Raw genomic sequence first — 16,789 nt, forward strand, 5'->3', positions numbered from 1 at the left:
CGGCGCTGGCCGCTGGCCTTAATGGCTCTTGGCCAGGTTCTTGCCTTCGACCAGGACGTACGTCTTGCCGTCGTAGGCATAGCGGGCTGCGCCGTCCAGGCGGGTGATGTCCGACGCCAGCCGCGGCCCTTCCGCGCCCTTCCTGCGCACGTCTTTCTTGCTGTCTTCTTCGCCGCGGAACTGGAACACGAGGTCGTTATACGCCGCGCCGCTGGCGGACACGGCGAAGCGCCAGCCCGAGGTGACGTCGTAACACGTCTCCGTGTCGGCCGGCTCGCAAGCGAGCGCGCTCGCCGACAGCGCAATGCCATCGCCGGTGAGGTCGCGCAGGTCGGCGGCGCCGAGGTCGAACAGGGACAGGTAGCGCTCGACATAGCCTTGAAAGGCGCTGCCGTACAACATGGCCAGCCCCGGTTTGCCGGGCGCGAGGTGCATGAATTTGGCCGTGCCGATGCGCTCCCAGGTGCCCAGGCGCGCCACGTTGGCGTGGTGCTTGAGCAAGGTCCAGCGGCCATCGGCTTGACGCAGGATGAAGACGTTGAGCAGCCCGCCGTCGGTATGCACGCGGATGCCATCGCGGTCGGCCCGCACGATCAGGGCATTGGCGACCAGCGCGGCGTCGCCATTGGGCAGGAAGGCATGGGCCACCGGCTCGATGGTGTACATGCTCATGTCCGGCTCGTCCGGCGCCCGCATCTCGATCGAGGCCTCGTTGGCGGCCGGGTTGAACTTCGTACCGAAGATGGCGTGCATCAGCACGGCTCGCTCGCGCAGGGCGGCCGCCCCGGCTTCCAGTTCTTCCGGCGTGGGCGGCGGTGGCGCGGGCACGGCCTCGGCGACGCGGACAGCGGCAGGTGTTGCCGGCGCGCCAGCGGACGCCGAAACGGACGCCGCCGTGCGCTCGCGGCAGGAAGCCAGCAGGATGGGAAAAAGGACACCGAGAAACAGAACAGCTGAACGCATCGGATCGCAAACGGGACAGTAATGAATCCATCTTACCTTACCGCTTGCCAAGCTGTTTCAAACCATTACGCCCGCAAGCGATACCCGCATGCATCAAGTGGGCCTTGCACGCAGCTTGTTTGGCACAGGCCGCGCCGATGGCCGATTCAGACCGGAGACGATTGATGCATCTCACGCGCACGCGGGCTGCGGCTCCTAGGCTGGAAGGGTCGGCGTGACCGTCGTCGTTGCGACGTCGGCCCGCGCCCGACTTCATGCCAAGGAGCCATCATGTCTACCCGTCTTCCATTTCCACGCCCACACATCACGCGCCGCACGCGGCTGGGCGCGGCACTCGCCGTGATCGCACTGGCCATTCCCGGCCTGGCGCTGGCAAGCAGCAACTGGTCGTCCGTGGGATCGACCGGCACCCCGGACGAACTGTGCACTGGCCGCGTATCGTTCAACAACAATGATGCCGGCCTGGTCAGCGGCGCCACGGCCCTGAGCTGCACCATCCGCTACCAGGTGCACGATACCTGGGACGGCACCGGCATCCTGGGCGTGTACCTGGGCGCGCACTTCACCGACAAGGGCATCTACTCGGAGGTGCGCACGCGCCTGCGCGCACACAATACCGCCACCGGCGTGCTGACCACGCTGGCCAGCCAGTCGAGCAACAGCTACCCACCGGCGGCGACCCCGCAAACGCGCTACCTGACCAACTGCGTCGCGCTCAACTTCAACGCCAACAGCTACTTCATCGAGGTCGACCTGGTGCGCACCGCGTCCCCGGTGGGCGCCATTCCCGGCTTGCCCGTGCTGGGACAACTGCGCCTGCTGCGCTGCCAGTAGGCCATCAAGGAGCAGGACCATGCCCCATCCACACTGCCCAAAGGAAGACCCATGATGCGACTGATTCCCACAACAATGCTGCTGGCCGTGCTGGCCGCCCTGGGCGGCTGCGGCGGCGACGACATAGCCTCTCCAGCGCGGCAGCAGGCACTCCCGGTTACTCCCTCCGCGCCGGCGCCCGAGCCTGCGCGGCCTGCGGCAGCGCCAGTGCCTCCACCGGTGCGCGCCGCGCCACCACCGCCCGGCGCGCCGCCACTGAACGACATCGGCCAGCTGCGCCAGGAAGTGGCCAGCTTGCGGCGCGAAGTGGCCGAGCTGCGCATGATGTTGACGCGCGCGCCCATCCCCGCCCCGCCCGCTGCGGCGGCCATGCAGCAGATGGCCGAAACGCCGGCGGTGGCGCCGGCCGAAACCATGTTCCGTGCCGAGCAGACCGACCCGGCGTGGAGCATGTATGCGACGTCCGCCGTGCGCGCAGCGCTGGCGCGGACCAATGCCGAGCTCGAATCGCAGGTGCGGCGGCTCGAATGCCGCACTAAAACCTGCCGCGTCGAAATGAATCCGACCAGTGCCGATCTGCTGGAAAGTTCGCTGGGAGCCGTGCTGGCCAATGTGGGGGCGGCGATACCGAACATGACGGCAACGCAGGTGGGAAGCGATGATGGAAGCGAGGCGACGGTGCTGTACCTGACGCGCTAGAACAAACGGCGCCGCCGCGGGGAGCGGCGGGGCCGGTATTACACCGGTTCTTGCGGTGCCTGGGTGGCGCGCACGAAGGCTGGCGCCACCAGCAGGCCCAGCTCGAACAGCAGCCACATCGGTATGGCCAGCGCAAACTGGCTGACCACGTCCGGCGGCGTGACGATGGCCGCGATCACGAATGCGCCGACGATCACGTAGGAACGGATTTCCCTGAGCTTGGCCACGCTGACGATGCCCATGCGCACCAGGATCACCACCACCACCGGCACCTCGAAGGTCGCGCCGAAGGCCAGGCACATGGACATGACGAAATCGAGATAGTTCTCGATGTCGGGCGTGACCGCGATCGAGGTGGGAGAAAAGTCGGAAATGAACTTGAACACGCGCCCGAACACGAAGTAGTAGCAGAACGCCACGCCGCTCATGAACAGCGCCGAGGACGACACCACCAGCGGCAGCACCAGGCGTTTTTCGTGCTGGTACAGGCCGGGTGCGACGAATGCCCAGACCTGGTAGAACACCCACGGCAGCGCCAGGATCAGCGACAGCACCAAGGTCACCTTCATCGGCACCAGGAAGGGCGAAATGACGCCGGTGGCGATCATCTTCGAGCCGGCCGGCAGCGAGGCGATCATCGGCTCGGCGATGATGTCGTAAATACGGGCCGGCCCGGGCCAGATCATCAGCGCGGCGCAAACGATGGCAACGCCGATGGTGGCCTTGATCAGGCGGTCGCGCAATTCGACCAGATGAGAGATAAAGGTCTCTTCGCCCGCAGCTTTATCGGTCATTGAAAGTTAGGGGAACAAGGTTAGAAGAACGACCGGGTGGTGGTGGAACGCGGGCGGAATTTTTTGACGCGCGCGGCGCCCGACATGATGTGGGCCTTGCCGCCGTGACGCTGCTTGTACCAGCCCGGCACGGCAGAATTGCGCACCAGCTTCTTGCGGCGGAAATCGCGCGCCTTGCGTTCCAGGTCGCCCATGGTCGCGCTTGGTGTCGTCGACGAAGGCAGGTCGCGCCAGGCGGCATCGACATCGTCGATGTTCTGGGCGATGGTGTTTTCGACGCTGTCCTTGATCGACTGGGCCGTTTCCTGCACTTCCTTTTGCAGGTTGCGCAGTTCGTCGAGCTCGATTTCGCGGCTCACCTCGGACTTGACGTCGTGCAGGTAGCGCTGGGCGCGGCCGTACAGGGTCCCCGCCATGCGTGCCACCTTGGGCAGCTTTTCAGGGCCGATGACTACAAGTGCAACGACGCCAATGATGGCGAGTTTAGAAAGTCCAAGATCGATCATGGCGTCTGGAAGTGTCTGTTAGCGGGCGTGCGCGCGGCACGCACGGGTATCAGAACTTCGTTTTCTCTTTCGCTTCGGCGTCGATGGTCGTCTTGTCCACTACCGTGCCCGGCGCGACCGGCTTGTCGTCCTCGCCACGTACGCCATCCTTGAATCCCTTGACGGCCTTGCCAATATCGCCACCCATGTTGCCGAGTTTCTTGGTTCCGAAAACCAACACAACGACAAGCAACACGATCAGCCAATGCCAAACACTCAGTCCACCCATCATTTTCTCCTCGCGAGGCGCACGCGCCCGAATTCGTGAAAGCTTACGCCGGTATTCTACGCGATGCCGGGGTTTCCTGCCGCATTGTCAGCGCTGGCCGGGCCACGGACGCGCGCCGCCGTACATATGCAGGTGCAGGTGGTAGACTTCCTGGCCGCCGTCCGGACCGCTGTTGATGAGGGTCTTGTAGCCGCCGGCCGGCTTGCCGTCGGCGTCGTAAGTGACCTCGCAGCCATGCTCCTTGGCCAGCTTGGGCGCCAGCGCCAGCAGCTTGCCGAGCAGCGCGCCATGGGTTTCGTTGCACTCGGACAATGTCGCCACATGCACCTTGGGAATGACCAGCAGGTGCACCGGTGCGGCCGGGTGGATATCCTTGAAGGCCAGCAACTCTTCATCTTCATAGACTATGCTGGAAGGAATTTGCTTGGCGGCGATTTTGCAAAAAAGGCAGTCGGTCATGGATGGTTTCCGTTGTTGGGGTTGGCAGTGGTCGCGCTTCAGCTCGGGCGGGCGGCTTTTTCGGCCAGGCCCGACAAGCCTTCGCGGCGCGCCAGTTCATCGAGCACCTGCTGCGGGCTCAGGTCGAACTGGGCCAGCAGCACCAGCGAATGGAACCACAGATCGGCGCATTCGTACAGCACCTTGGAAACGTCGCCATCGACGCGCGCGTCTTTCGCGGCCATCACCAGCTCGGTGGCTTCTTCGCCGATTTTCTTGAGGATCGCATCGTCGCCCTTGGAAAACAGGCGCGACACGTAGGACGTGGCGGGATCGCCCCCGTTTTCCAGCTTGCGCGATTCGATCGTTTGCGCCACGCGGGCAAGGGTCTGGCTCATGGTGTGCTCTTTTTGGGATTGGTGTAAATCGTTTCCGGATCCTGCAGCACGGGATCGGTGACCAGCCAGTCGCCGGTTTTGGCGTCGCCGTCGAACTTCTGGAAGAAGCACGAATGGCGCCCGGTATGGCAGGCGATTGAGCCGGCCTGCTCGATCTTGAGGAGGATGACATCTTCATCGCAGTCGAGGCGGATTTCCAGCACCTTCTGGATGTGGCCCGACTCTTCGCCCTTGTGCCACAGCTTCTTGCGCGAGCGGCTCCAGTACACGGCCTCGCCCAGTTCCACCGTGCGCGCCAGCGCGTCGCGGTTCATCCAGGCGAACATCAGCACATCGTTCGAACCGGCTTCCTGGGCGATCACCGGCACCAGGCCGTTCTCGTCCCACTTGACCTTTTTCAGCCAGCTGAAATTGGCCGCACTACTTGTTACGGCAGGCATGATCATGTCGGTCTACTCCAAACGCATGGGAATGCCCTGCGCGGCCATGAAGCGCTTGGCTTCGCCGACCGTGTGCTGCCCATAGTGAAAAATACTGGCTGCCAGGACCGCATCGGCCTTGCCGATCCTGATGCCGTCGGCCAGGTCCTGCAGGCCGCCCACGCCGCCGGAGGCGATCACGGGAATGCCGATCGCGCTCGAGACGGCAGCCGTCAGGCCCAGGTCGAAACCGACCTTGGTGCCGTCGCGGTCCATGCTGGTGAGGAGGATTTCGCCGGCGCCCAGGCGCTCCATGTTCATCGCCCATGCGACCGCATCGAGGCCGGTGGCGCGCCGCCCGCCATGGGTGAACACTTCCCACTTGCCGGGCGCGGTCTGCTTGGCGTCGATCGCCACCACGATGCACTGCGAGCCGTGCTTTTGCGAAGCCTCGAACACCAGCTCGGGATTGGTCACGGCCGAGCTGTTCATGCTGACCTTGTCGGCGCCGGCGTTGAGCAGGCGGCGCACGTCTTCGACCTTGCGCACGCCGCCGCCCACGGTAAGCGGGATGAACACGGTGGAGGCCACCGCTTCGATGATGTGCAGGATCAGGTCGCGGTCGTCGGAGGACGCCGTGATGTCGAGGAAAGTGATCTCGTCGGCGCCCTGCTCATCGTAGCGGCGCGCGATTTCGACCGGGTCGCCGGCGTCGCGCAGCTCGGTGAAATTGACGCCCTTGACGACGCGCCCGTCGGTCACGTCGAGGCAGGGAATGATGCGTTTTGCAAGCATGGTGTGTTCTTCCGGCTTACGCCAGGTCGCCTTCGGTGAGTTCGTCGGCGCGGGCCTGGGCTTCGGCCAGGTTGATCGTGCCTTCGTAGATCGAACGGCCGCAGATCACGCCCTCGATGCCTTCGTCCTGCACCGCGCACAGTGCTTCGACGTCGCCCAGGTTGTGCAGGCCGCCGGAGGCGATGATGGGAATGCGCACGGCCTGGGCCAGCTTGACGGTCGCTTCGATGTTGATACCGCCCATCATGCCGTCGCGGCCGATGTCGGTGTAGATGATCGATTCGACGCCGTAGGCTTCGAATTTGGTGGCCAAGTCGATCACTTCGTGGCCGCTCATCTTGCTCCAGCCGTCTGTTGCGACCTTGCCGTCCTTGGCATCCAGGCCGACGATGATGTGGCCGGGGAAGGCGCCGCAGGCGTCGTGCAGGAAGCCGGGATTTTTAACGGCGGCGGTGCCGACGATGATGTAGGTGATGCCGTCGTCGAGATAGCGCTCGATGGTGTCGAGATCGCGGATGCCGCCGCCCAGCTGGACGGGGATCTCGTCGATATCGTTATCGACGGCGAACTCCTGCACCACCTGCAGGATGGATTTGACGGCGGCCTCGTTTTTCGGCTTGCCGGCAAAGGCGCCGTTCAGGTCCACCAGGTGCAGGCGGCGCGCGCCCTGCTTGAGCCAGTGCAGCGCCATCTCGGCGGGGTCTTCGGAGAAGACGGTGGCAAGTTCCATATCGCCCTGTTTGAGGCGAACGCAGTGACCGTCTTTGAGGTCGATGGCAGGAATGAGCAGCATGATCGGTTATCGCTTAGTTGGTTGGGTGGTGAATCAAGGATTCCAGTGAACGAAGTTCTTGTACAGCTGCAGCCCCGCGCCGGCGCTTTTCTCCGGGTGGAACTGGGTCGCGAAAATATTATCGCGGGCGACGGCGCAACAGAACGGCGCGCCGTAATCGGTTTCACCGGCGGTGAGGCTGGCATCGTCAGGCTGGACATAGTAGCTGTGCACGAAATAGAAGTAGCTATCGTCGAGGATACCCTGCCACAGCGGATGCTGGCGCACTTGTCTGACGCGGTTCCAGCCCATCTGCGGCACCTTGAAGCGCGAACCGTCCGGCTGCAGGCGGCCATCGAGCTGGAAGCGCACCACTTTGCCGGGCAACAGGCCCAGGCCGGGGGTGTCGGCTTCCTCGCTTGAGTCGAACAGCATCTGTTCGCCGACGCACACGCCCATCACGGGACGGGTCTTGGCGGCGCGCAGCAGGGCTTCCTCGACGCCGGACTGGCGCAGGCTGGCCATGCAGTCGCGCATGGCGCCCTGCCCGGGCAGGACGATCCGGTCGGCGGAATCGATCGCGGCGACATCGCCGGAAATAAGCACTTCGGCTTCTGGAGCGACGGCGCGCAGGGCTTGCGCCACCGAGCGCAGATTGCCCATGCCGTAATCGACCACAACAATTTTATTCATAGCAATTCAAATTTACCGTCGTTCCCGCGCAGGCGGGAACCCAAGTTTGCGCGCTCAGCCGGCAGAACTTGGGTCCCCGCCGAGTGCCGCCTTGGCGCGGGAATGACGAGGGTGGTGGTGACAGCATGATTGCCGGTGGACGCTTAGAGACTACCCTTTGTCGAAGGAATCGTCCCCGCCGACCGCGCATCGAGTTCCGCAGCCATGCGCAGCGCACGGCCGAAGGCCTTGAACACGGTCTCGCACTGATGGTGGGCGTTCTCGCCGCGCAGGTTATCGATATGCAGCGACACCAGCGCGTGGTTCACAAACCCCTGGAAAAACTCATGCGCCAGGTCGACATCGAAATTGCCGATCATCGAGCGCTTCCACGGCACGTGCATTTCCAGGCCCGGGCGGCCCGAAAAATCGATCACCACGCGCGACAGCGCTTCGTCCAGCGGCACATAGGCATGGCCGTAACGGCGGATGCCCTTCTTGTCGCCGATCGCCTTGGCCACCGCCATGCCGAGCGTGATGCCGGTGTCTTCCACCGTGTGGTGGGCATCGATATGCAGGTCGCCCACGCATTCGATATCGAGGTCGATCAGGCCGTGGCGCGCGATCTGGTCGAGCATGTGGTCGAGGAAAGGCACGCCCGTATTGAGCTTTTGCTGGCCGGTGCCATCGAGGTTGATCGCGACGCGGATTTGCGTCTCGTTGGTGTTGCGCGTTATGTCTGCGGTGCGGGTCATGGGAGGCTCGGTTAGTGCGAAGTCAGCGATGCCTTGATGGCATCCAGGAAAATGGCATTTTCTTCAGGTGTGCTCACGGTCACGCGGATGCATCCGCCCAATCCGTGCATTTTACTCACATTTTTAATCATGACCTTGTCCGCGTCGAGGCGCGCGCAGGACGCATCCGCATCGGGCAGGCGCACCAGCAGGAAGTTGGCGGCCGACGGAAATACCGTCACGCCGGGCAGCGCGGCCAGGTCGGCCGCCAGCTGTTCGCGCGCGGCGATCAGCAGGGTGGCCTGGTCGTTCAGGGCCTCCAGGTGATCGAGCGCGAATTCGGCGGCGGTCTGGGTCAGCACATTGATGTTGTACGGCGGGCGCACCTTGTCGAACTGCGCCAGCAGCTTGGGCGCGGCCGCCATGTAGCCCAGGCGGATGCCGGCCAGGCCCAGTTTCGAGACGGTGCGCATGACGACCATGTTCTCGAACTCGGGCAGGCGCTCCATGAAGGAGGTGCGCGCGAACGGGCCGTAGGCTTCGTCGACGACGACGATGCCGGTGTCGCCGACGGCGCGGATGATCTCGACCATCTCGGCCGGGTCGAACAGGTTGCCGGTCGGGTTGTTCGGGTAGGCCAGGAACACCAGGGCGGGCTTGTGCTCGGCGATTTTGGCGAGCATGGTGGCTTTATCGAGCGTCATGTCGGCGCGCAGCGGCACGCCGACGAAGTCGGCGCCGGCCAGCATGGCGGAACGCGAGAACATCACGAAGCCGGGCGTGGGCGCCAGGATCACGGGACGGCGCGCGCCGCCGGCGACGGCGGTGGCCATGATCGAGATCAGTTCATCGGAGCCGTTGCCGAGGATGACGTCGTAACCGTCCGGCACGCCCAGACGGGTGCAGATCTTGTGTTTGAGCGTGGCGTTGCTTGGCAGCGGATAGCGGTTCAGGACCGCGGCGGCCAGGCGATGGCCGAGTTCTTCGCGCAGGTGGGCAGGCAGCGAGTATGGGTTCTCCATCGCGTCGAGTTTGATGTAGCCGTCGGCGTCGGGGACGACGTAGGCATGGTCGGCCTGGACCTCGGGACGGATCGTGTTGGCGATCAGCGTGTCGATGAAACTCATGCTGCTTTGCTCCTTAAGTTATCGTCGTTCCCGCGCAGGCGGGAACCCAAGTTTGTCGAGCCGCTAATGGCTTCGGTACGAACTTGGGTTCCCGCCTGCGCGGGAACGATGGCGCTGGCGGTGGTGGTGGCGGTAGTTGTAGTGGGAACGACGCTATGCATTTTCAGCCTGCACAGTCTTCTTGGCCGGCTTGCGCTTCTTGACCATTTCCTGCTCCGGCGGCGACGCCAGTCGCGCTGCAATAATTTCGCAGTACGCGGCATTGAGCTCGAAGCCGACGAAATTGCGACCGCAGCGCTTGGCCGCCATGGCCGTGGTGCCGCTGCCCATGAACAAATCCATCACCACGCCATCCGGCGGGCACGAGGCCTTGACCATGCGCTCGATGATTTCCAGCGGCTTCTGGGTCGGATGATCGGCCCGCTCAGGGTGTTCCTTGTGCAGGCGCGACACGCTCCACAAATCCTTGGGGTTGTAGCCCACTTCGAGCCACTTCGCCCCGACGAAAATCGAGCGCGAACGGGCCTTCTTGGTCGCCGCGTCGTAGGGAATACGCACCGCGTCCAGGTCGAAGTAGTAATCCTTGCGGTTGACGAAGAAACCGATCGTGTCGTGCACCGAACTGAAACTTCGCACGCTGCCGCCCATCGACGGTACCCGCCGGTCCCAGATAATCTCGTTCATCATCGTCATGCGCTGCTTGAGCATGACGAAAATCTCGGGCGAAAAGCGCCACGTCAAAAAGATGTACAGGCTGCCGTTGGGTTTGAGCTTGGGCAGCGCCTTCGAAATCCATTGCTCGGTCCACGCCAGGTAATCGGCCACGCTTTGCTGGTCGGAGTCGTTGCCGTAGTCCTTGCCGAGGTTATACGGGGGATCGGTCAGAATCAGGTCGATGGAACCGTCCGGGATGCGCGCCAGTCCGGCCAGCGCATCCTCGCAAAATACCTGATTGAGCCAGTCGCTCATGCCGCCGGTCGCAATCGCAGTTCAGCGCTGCGGGCGTGCGCCTGCAAGCCTTCGCCGTACGCCAGTTCGGCCGCGACCTTGCCGAGCGTTTGCGCGCCCGCTTCGCTCACGAAAATGACGGACGAGCGCTTCTGGAAGTCGTACACGCCCAGCGGCGACGAAAAACGCGCCGTGCGCGAGGTCGGCAGCACATGGTTCGGGCCGCAGCAGTAGTCGCCCAGCGACTCGGACGAAAAGCGCCCGAGGAACATGGCGCCGGCGTGGCGGATGCGGTCGGCCCACTGCTGCGGGTCCTCGGCCGAAATCTCCAGGTGCTCGGCGGCGATGGCGTTGGCGATATCGCACGCTTCCTGCATGTCGCGCACCTTGACCAGCGCGCCGCGGTCGGTCATCGAGGTGCGGATGGTGCCCGCGCGCGGCATGGTCGGCAGCAGCTTGTGGATGCTCGCTTCGACCTTGGCGATGTAGTCGGCATCAGGGCACAGCATGATCGCCTGCGCCAGTTCGTCGTGTTCGGCCTGCGAAAACAGGTCCATCGCGACCCAGTCCGGGTCGGTGGTGCCGTCGCACAGCACCAGGATTTCGGACGGCCCGGCGATCATGTCGATGCCGACGGTACCGAACACGCGCCGCTTGGCCGCGGCCACGTAGGCGTTGCCGGGACCGACGATCTTGTCGACCGGGGCGATGGTGGCGGTGCCGTAGGCCAGCGCGCCCACTGCCTGGGCGCCGCCGATGGTGATCACGCGCGTGACGCCCGCGATCGCGGCGGCGGCCAGCACCATCTGGTTCTTCACGCCGTCGGGCGTGGGCACCACCATGATGATTTCAGCCACCCCGGCCACCTTGGCCGGCACGGCATTCATCAGCACCGACGACGGATACGCCGCCTTGCCGCCCGGGACGTAGATGCCGACCCGGTCGAGCGGCGTGATTTTCTGGCCCAGCACCGTGCCGTCCGGCTCGGTGTAGGTAAAGCCGCGCAGTTCTTCCTTCTGGCGCTCGTGGAATATGCGAATCCGTTCGGCCGCCGTTTCGAGCGCCACGCGCTGGGCCGCCGGCAGGGCGCGCAACGCGGCCTGCAGTTCGGCTTGCGGCACGTCGAAGGCGGCCATGCTGGCGGCGCCGCCGGGAATGCGGTCGAATTTGTTGGTGTATTCGAGGACGGCGGCGTCGCCCCGGTGTTTGACATCATGCAGGATCGCCGCCACCGATTTTTCAATCGCTTCATCGGTGGACGCTTCGAAGGCCAGCAGGGTTTCGAGGCGTTGTTTGAAGTCCGGCTGGGCGGAGTCGAGGTGGCGGATCTGAATGGTCATGATAGTGTGATGTTTAAGCTTGGTTGTTCAATCGCGACGCTCGTTCGAACGCCTCGAGAATCGGTTGCAAACGCTCTCGCTTGAGCTTGAGCGCGGCCTGGTTGACGACCAGGCGCGAGGAAATGTCCATGATCTCTTCGACTTCGACCAGGTTGTTGGCGCGCAGGGTGCTGCCGGTGGAAACCACGTCGACAATCGCGTCCGACAGGCCGACCAGGGGAGCGAGCTCCATCGAGCCATACAGCTTGATCAGGTCGACGTGCACGCCCTTGGCGGCGAAGTGCTCGCGCGCGGTCTGGACGAACTTGGTGGCCACGCGCAGGCGCGCGCCCTGGCGCACTGCCTTGTCGTAGTCGAAGCCGGCGTTCACAGCCACCGACATGCGGCATTTGGCGATGTTCAGGTCGATCGGCTGGTACAAGCCTTCACCGCCATGCTCGAGCAGGACATCCTTGCCAGCCACGCCGAAATCGGCAGCGCCGTACTGCACGTAGGTCGGCACATCCGACGCGCGCACGATGATGACGCGCACGTGCGGATCGTTGGTCGCCAAAATCAGCTTGCGCGAGGTCTCCGGATTTTCGGTGACGGTGATGCCGGCCGCCGCCAGGAGCGGCATGGTGTCGTCGAAGATGCGGCCTTTCGACAACGCCAGGATCAGGGAATTGGCCGGGTTACTGAATGTACTCATCGATATTTTCTCTGGCTTCTTTACTTGATGCGGACGATGTTGGCGCCCACCGCCGACAGCTTCACTTCCATGCGGTCGTAGCCGCGGTCGAGGTGATAGATGCGGTCGATGATGGTGGTGCCTTGCGCGGCCATGGCGGCGATCACCAGCGAGGCCGACGCGCGCAGGTCGGTCGCCATCACGGGCGCGCCCACCAGCCGGTCCACGCCCTTGACGTGGGCGGTGTTGCCCTCGGTCTGGATCGAGGCGCCGAGGCGGTTCATTTCCTGCACGTGCATGAAGCGGTTCTCGAAGATCGTCTCGGTGATGCGGCTCGCGCCCGAGGCGATGGTGTTCACCGCCATGAACTGGGCCTGCATGTCGGTCGGGAAGCCCGGGTATTCGGTGGTGCGGAACGACACCGGCTTGGGACGGCCGCCCATCTGCGCGCGGATCGAAGCGGGACCCATGGTCATCACCAGGCCGATGTCGCGCAGCTTGTCGAGCGCCACGTCGAAGTAGTCGGTGCGGGTATTCTTGAGCAGGATGTCGCCCCCGGTGGCCGCCACCGCGCACAGGAACGTGGCCGCTTCGATGCGGTCGGAAATGACCGCGTGCTTGGCGCCGTGCAGTTCGGCCACGCCCTGGATCACCAGGCGGTCGGTGCCGATGCCCTCGATCTTCGCGCCCATGGCGACCAGCAGGTTGGCCAGGTCGGTCACTTCCGGCTCGCGCGCGGCGTTTTCCAGGACCGTTTCGCCTTCGGCCAGGGTCGCCGCCATCAGCAGGTTTTCGGTGCCGGTGACGGTGATCATGTCGGTGCGGATGCGCGCGCCCTTGAGCTTTTTGCACTTGGCGTAGATGTAGCCGCCTTCGATAGTGATCTCGGCTCCGAGCGCGCGCAAGCCCTTGATGTGCTGGTCGACCGGACGCGAACCGATGGCGCAGCCGCCCGGCAGCGAGACCTTGGCTTCGCCGAAGCGCGCCAGCAGGGGGCCGAGCACCAGGATCGAGGCGCGCATGGTCTTGACCAGCTCATAGGGCGCTTCCAGCGTGGTGATGGCGCTGCCGTTGAGGGTGACGCGCTCGTCGTCCTGCGACACCGCCAGGCCGGTCTGGGCCAGCAGCTTGAGGATGGTCTTGACGTCGTGCAGGCGCGGCACGTTCGACAGTTCAAGGTTTCCCGAGGTGAGCAAACCGGCGCACAGGATCGGCAGGGCCGCGTTCTTGGCGCCCGAAATGACGATTTCCCCTTCGAGGCGCTTGCCTCCGACCACTTGGAGCTTGTCCATGCTTATTTATCCTTTTATCCTTGGTATTCTTCGGGGGTGAGCGTTTTCATCGACAGCGCGTGGATTTCTTCGCGCATGCGGTCGCCCAGCGCCGCGTAGACGATCTGGTGGCGCTGGATCGGGCGCTTGCCGGCAAACGCCGGCGAGACGATGACGGCGGTGAAGTGCTGGCCGTCGCCCTCCACTTCGAGGTGGGTGCATTCGAGACCGGCGCTGATGTAGCCGTGGATGAGTTCTGGTGTGGTAGCCACGATAAATTCCTCTGATTAGTGGCGCAGGTTGTAGCCGCGCTTGAGCAGGTTGATGGCGATACCCGCGAGTACCGCGAAGAAGGCCGACACGATCGCAAGACTGGTCCACGGCGAGACGTCGGACTGGCCGAAGAAGCCGTGACGAAAGCCGTCGATCATGTAGAAAAACGGATTGAAGTGCGACACGGTGAGCCAGAATGGCGGCAGCGAGTGGATCGAGTAGAACACGCCGGAGAGGAACGTGGCGGGCATGATCAAAAAGTTCTGGAAGGCGGCCAGCTGGTCGAATTTTTCGGCCCAGATGCCGGCGATGACGCCCATGGTGCCGAGAATGGCGGCGCCGAGCAGCGCGAACGCCAGGATCCACAGGGGCGCGGCGAACGAGAGCTTGGCGAACCACACGGTGGCGATGAACACGCCGGCGCCGACGGTCAGGCCGCGCGCCACGGAGGCCAGCACGTAGGCCGACAAAATCTCCCAGTGCGACAGCGGCGGCAGCAAGATGAACACCAGGTTGCCGGTGATCTTGGACTGGATCAGCGAGGACGAGGAATTGGCGAAGGCATTCTGCAGCACGCTCATCATCACCAGGCCGGGAATGAGGAAGGCGGTGTAGTTCACGCCGCGCACGTTGACGTGCCCTTCGAGCACGTGGCCGAAGATCAGCAGGTACAGCATGGCCGTCAGCACCGGCGCGGCCACGGTTTGCGTGGCCACCTTCCAGAAGCGCAGCATTTCCTTGTAGAGCAGGGTCTGGAAGCCCACCGAGAACATGTTCATAGCGCGCCCTTGTCCATAATCTGCAGGAAGATATCTTCCAGGTCGGCCTGCTGCAGCTGCATTTCGTCGATGACGGCGCCCGCTTCGCGCAGGCGTGCCAGAATCTGTTCGACTTCGCCGTATTCGTTCACGCGCAGGCTGTACTTCATGCCGCTGCCGCTGCCGCTGCCGCTGCCGTTTCCATCATCATGTTCATCGTGCGACACCAGGTGGCGCAGGTCGTCCGGCAGGCTGCCGCTGGCCAGGTGCACGATCAGCTGCGAGCCGGAGATGCGGCGGATCAGGGCCGACATGGTGTCGAGCGCGACCACCTTGCCGCCCTTGAGCATGGCCACGCGCTGGCACATGGCTTGCGCTTCTTCCAGGTAGTGGGTGGTCAGGACCACGGTGTGGCCTTCCTTGTTCAGGCGCGAAATGAACTTCCACAGCGTCTGGCGCAGTTCGACGTCGACACCGGCGGTCGGCTCGTCGAGCACGATCACGGGCGGCTTGTGGACCAGGGCCTGGGCCACCAGCACACGCCGCTTCATGCCGCCCGAGAGCGCGCGCATGTTCACATCGGCCTTGTTGGTCAGGTCCAGATTGCCCATGACCTCATCGATCCACTTGTCGTTGTTTTTCAGGCCGAAGTAGCCCGACTGCAGACGCAAGGTTTCGCGTACCGTGAAGAAGGGATCGAACACCAGTTCCTGCGGCACCACGCCGAGCTTCTTGCGCGCTTCGCGAAAGTCGGTGACGACATCGTGGCCGTGAATGGCGACCGTGCCCGCATCGGGGCGGATCAGGCCGGCGATGGTGGAGATCAGGGTGGTCTTGCCGGCCCCGTTCGGTCCGAGCAGGCCGAAGAACTCGCCTTCGTCAATCGTCAGGGAGACGCCACCCAAGGCTTTGAGGGCCTTGTAGCTTTTCTCGACGTTGGTAATTTGAATCGCTGTCATGCGTCTTTTTGAGTGAGCAAATGTCTATACAGCATGCACGGACATTGCGGGGTGAGCCGTCAATTATAGGGGAAATCGGAGGAAACAGAGTTGCCCGGAGTTACAGGCAGGGGGAGTGGGGAGGCGGATGCGCCTCCCCGAAGGCAGGATCAATGGTGGTGCAGGTTGGCGGGAGTGTCCACCAGGAAGGCATCGACGCCGTACAGCGCGGCCAGGCTTTTCAGGCTGACCGGAAGATTGACATAGGACAGGACCACGCCGGCGGTGCGCGCGGCGCGCTGCCATGCGAGCAGGACCGCGACCGCGGACGAATCGGCGACCTTGACGGAGCCGAAATCGAACACGGTCTGGCCCGCATTGATCGCATCGAAACCCTGCACCAGTGCCGCCTTGGCGTTGTGCACGGTCAGGGTATCGATGTTCTCGAGCTTGTTGGTTTGAACCATCTTATTTGATTGGCTTGGCCAGCGGCTTGGCGGCCAGCTTCTTGTTGCGCTCGGCCAGGGTCTTGATCAGGCCATCGATGCCGGACTTGTTGATTTCCGATGCGAAGGTGCCCTTGTAGGTTTCCACCAACCACGCGCCCAGCACGTTGATGTCGAAAATCTTCCAGCCGGTCGGGCTCTGGGCCAGGCGATAGTTCAGGGTGACAGGCTCGCCGCGCGCGACGTTCACTTGCGAACGCACTTCGACTTCCTTGTCTTCCGGCGCGGCGCGCAGCGGCTTGAACTCGACGGTTTCATTCTTGATCTGCGACAGCGCGCCCGAGTACGTGAAGATCAGCAGGGTGCGGAACTCGTTCGAGAGTTGCTTTTGCTGTTCCGGGGTGGCATCGCGCCAGGCACGGCCGGCGGCCAGCTGGGTCATGCGCTGGAAGTCGACGTGCGGCAAGATCTTGCTTTCGACCAGGTCCATGACCTTTTTCTGGTTGCCGGCCTGGATATCCTTGTCGGCTTTGGCGGTATCGATCACGTCGGCGCTGATGCGTTTGACGAGCGCATCCGGCGCTTCGGCAGGAGCGGCAGCGGTGGCGCTGGTGGCGATGGCCACGGTCGCGAGGGCGATAAGTTGTTTAATCAGTTTCATAAGCTCTTTTCGATAAGGTTGTGTTCAAACCGGCTGAACCGTCCGATGACGGTCCAGTTTAGCGG

The 16,789-nt window shown here is 63.7% G+C and carries 23 protein-coding genes; 2 read left to right on the forward strand and 21 right to left on the reverse strand.

Annotation, left to right across the window (positions count from 1 at the left end; translation table 11 throughout):
- Window positions 1-18: 18 nt before the first annotated feature.
- Window positions 19-963, reverse strand: coding sequence for a hypothetical protein (locus tag CR152_RS00865; RefSeq protein ID WP_099872949.1), 945 nt, complete (start codon window positions 961-963; stop codon window positions 19-21).
- 270 nt (window positions 964-1,233) lie between these two features.
- On the opposite strand from CR152_RS00865, the gene CR152_RS00870 reads away from it, so the two are divergent.
- Window positions 1,234-1,797, forward strand: a complete 564-nt coding sequence (locus tag CR152_RS00870) for a hypothetical protein (protein ID WP_099872951.1) — start codon at window positions 1,234-1,236, stop codon at window positions 1,795-1,797.
- Between the two features lie 51 nt (window positions 1,798-1,848).
- Window positions 1,849-2,496 (forward strand): hypothetical protein, encoded by a 648-nt coding sequence (locus CR152_RS00875; RefSeq protein WP_157778270.1) that lies wholly within the window; start codon window positions 1,849-1,851, stop codon window positions 2,494-2,496.
- A 38-nt stretch (window positions 2,497-2,534) separates the two neighbouring features.
- Here CR152_RS00875 and tatC read toward each other — a convergent pair whose 3' ends face one another.
- The 20 genes from tatC to CR152_RS00975 form a co-directional block, all read right to left on the reverse strand.
- The gene (gene tatC / locus CR152_RS00880) at window positions 2,535-3,290 is read right to left on the reverse strand and encodes a twin-arginine translocase subunit TatC (RefSeq protein ID WP_099872955.1); all 756 of its coding nucleotides are present in this window, start codon (window positions 3,288-3,290) and stop codon (window positions 2,535-2,537) included.
- A 20-nt stretch (window positions 3,291-3,310) separates the two neighbouring features.
- Window positions 3,311-3,796: a Sec-independent protein translocase protein TatB gene (gene tatB, locus CR152_RS00885; RefSeq protein WP_099872957.1), complete on the reverse strand. Its 486-nt coding sequence runs from the start codon at window positions 3,794-3,796 to the stop codon at window positions 3,311-3,313.
- Between the two features lie 49 nt (window positions 3,797-3,845).
- Window positions 3,846-4,064, reverse strand: coding sequence for a Sec-independent protein translocase subunit TatA (tatA, locus tag CR152_RS00890; RefSeq protein ID WP_099881867.1), 219 nt, complete (start codon window positions 4,062-4,064; stop codon window positions 3,846-3,848).
- A gap of 87 nt (window positions 4,065-4,151) precedes the next feature.
- The gene (locus CR152_RS00895) at window positions 4,152-4,523 is read right to left on the reverse strand and encodes a histidine triad nucleotide-binding protein (protein ID WP_099872959.1); all 372 of its coding nucleotides are present in this window, start codon (window positions 4,521-4,523) and stop codon (window positions 4,152-4,154) included.
- A gap of 38 nt (window positions 4,524-4,561) precedes the next feature.
- The gene (locus CR152_RS00900) at window positions 4,562-4,900 is read right to left on the reverse strand and encodes a phosphoribosyl-ATP diphosphatase (RefSeq protein ID WP_099872961.1); all 339 of its coding nucleotides are present in this window, start codon (window positions 4,898-4,900) and stop codon (window positions 4,562-4,564) included.
- Entirely contained in the window at window positions 4,897-5,340 is a 444-nt protein-coding gene (gene hisI, locus CR152_RS00905) for a phosphoribosyl-AMP cyclohydrolase (protein WP_099881869.1), read from the reverse strand. The genes CR152_RS00900 and hisI overlap by 4 nt, the downstream gene beginning before the upstream one ends.
- 12 nt (window positions 5,341-5,352) lie before the next feature.
- On the reverse strand, window positions 5,353-6,114 hold the full coding sequence (gene hisF, locus CR152_RS00910) for an imidazole glycerol phosphate synthase subunit HisF (RefSeq protein ID WP_099872963.1): 762 nt from the start codon (window positions 6,112-6,114) through the stop codon (window positions 5,353-5,355).
- 16 nt (window positions 6,115-6,130) lie between these two features.
- The gene (hisA, locus tag CR152_RS00915; RefSeq protein ID WP_099872965.1) at window positions 6,131-6,907 is read right to left on the reverse strand and encodes a 1-(5-phosphoribosyl)-5-[(5-phosphoribosylamino)methylideneamino]imidazole-4-carboxamide isomerase; all 777 of its coding nucleotides are present in this window, start codon (window positions 6,905-6,907) and stop codon (window positions 6,131-6,133) included.
- A gap of 33 nt (window positions 6,908-6,940) precedes the next feature.
- Window positions 6,941-7,579: an imidazole glycerol phosphate synthase subunit HisH gene (gene hisH, locus CR152_RS00920; RefSeq protein WP_099872967.1), complete on the reverse strand. Its 639-nt coding sequence runs from the start codon at window positions 7,577-7,579 to the stop codon at window positions 6,941-6,943.
- Between the two features lie 143 nt (window positions 7,580-7,722).
- Window positions 7,723-8,313 (reverse strand): imidazoleglycerol-phosphate dehydratase HisB, encoded by a 591-nt coding sequence (gene hisB / locus CR152_RS00925; protein WP_099872969.1) that lies wholly within the window; start codon window positions 8,311-8,313, stop codon window positions 7,723-7,725.
- A gap of 11 nt (window positions 8,314-8,324) precedes the next feature.
- Complete coding sequence (gene hisC / locus CR152_RS00930) at window positions 8,325-9,419, reverse strand: histidinol-phosphate transaminase (RefSeq protein ID WP_099872971.1); 1,095 nt, start codon at window positions 9,417-9,419, stop codon at window positions 8,325-8,327.
- A 153-nt stretch (window positions 9,420-9,572) separates the two neighbouring features.
- Window positions 9,573-10,388: a DNA-methyltransferase gene (locus tag CR152_RS00935; RefSeq protein WP_099872973.1), complete on the reverse strand. Its 816-nt coding sequence runs from the start codon at window positions 10,386-10,388 to the stop codon at window positions 9,573-9,575.
- Entirely contained in the window at window positions 10,385-11,707 is a 1,323-nt protein-coding gene (gene hisD, locus CR152_RS00940) for a histidinol dehydrogenase (protein WP_099872975.1), read from the reverse strand. Before hisD ends, CR152_RS00935 begins: the two co-directional genes overlap by 4 nt.
- Before the next feature lie 13 nt (window positions 11,708-11,720).
- On the reverse strand, window positions 11,721-12,398 hold the full coding sequence (gene hisG, locus CR152_RS00945) for an ATP phosphoribosyltransferase (protein ID WP_099872977.1): 678 nt from the start codon (window positions 12,396-12,398) through the stop codon (window positions 11,721-11,723).
- 20 nt (window positions 12,399-12,418) lie between these two features.
- Window positions 12,419-13,669 (reverse strand): UDP-N-acetylglucosamine 1-carboxyvinyltransferase, encoded by a 1,251-nt coding sequence (murA, locus tag CR152_RS00950; RefSeq protein ID WP_099872979.1) that lies wholly within the window; start codon window positions 13,667-13,669, stop codon window positions 12,419-12,421.
- A 14-nt stretch (window positions 13,670-13,683) separates the two neighbouring features.
- A complete protein-coding gene (locus CR152_RS00955) occupies window positions 13,684-13,920 on the reverse strand; it encodes a BolA family protein (protein ID WP_073222979.1) in 237 nt (78 codons plus the stop codon).
- Window positions 13,921-13,935: 15 nt separating this feature from the next.
- The gene (locus CR152_RS00960; protein WP_167399858.1) at window positions 13,936-14,700 is read right to left on the reverse strand and encodes an ABC transporter permease; all 765 of its coding nucleotides are present in this window, start codon (window positions 14,698-14,700) and stop codon (window positions 13,936-13,938) included.
- Entirely contained in the window at window positions 14,697-15,638 is a 942-nt protein-coding gene (locus CR152_RS00965) for an ABC transporter ATP-binding protein (protein WP_099872981.1), read from the reverse strand. The genes CR152_RS00960 and CR152_RS00965 overlap by 4 nt, the downstream gene beginning before the upstream one ends.
- Window positions 15,639-15,787: 149 nt before the next feature.
- Window positions 15,788-16,084, reverse strand: coding sequence for an STAS domain-containing protein (locus CR152_RS00970; protein ID WP_099872983.1), 297 nt, complete (start codon window positions 16,082-16,084; stop codon window positions 15,788-15,790).
- Between the two features lies 1 nt (window position 16,085).
- Window positions 16,086-16,724 carry an MlaC/ttg2D family ABC transporter substrate-binding protein gene (locus CR152_RS00975; protein WP_099872984.1) on the reverse strand — a complete coding sequence of 213 codons (639 nt, stop codon included), beginning with the start codon at window positions 16,722-16,724 and terminating at the stop codon, window positions 16,086-16,088.
- Between the last annotated feature and the right edge of the window lie 65 nt (window positions 16,725-16,789).

Origin of the sequence: Massilia violaceinigra (assembly GCF_002752675.1) — a bacterium.
Classification (GTDB): domain Bacteria; phylum Pseudomonadota; class Gammaproteobacteria; order Burkholderiales; family Burkholderiaceae_D; genus Telluria_A; species Telluria_A violaceinigra.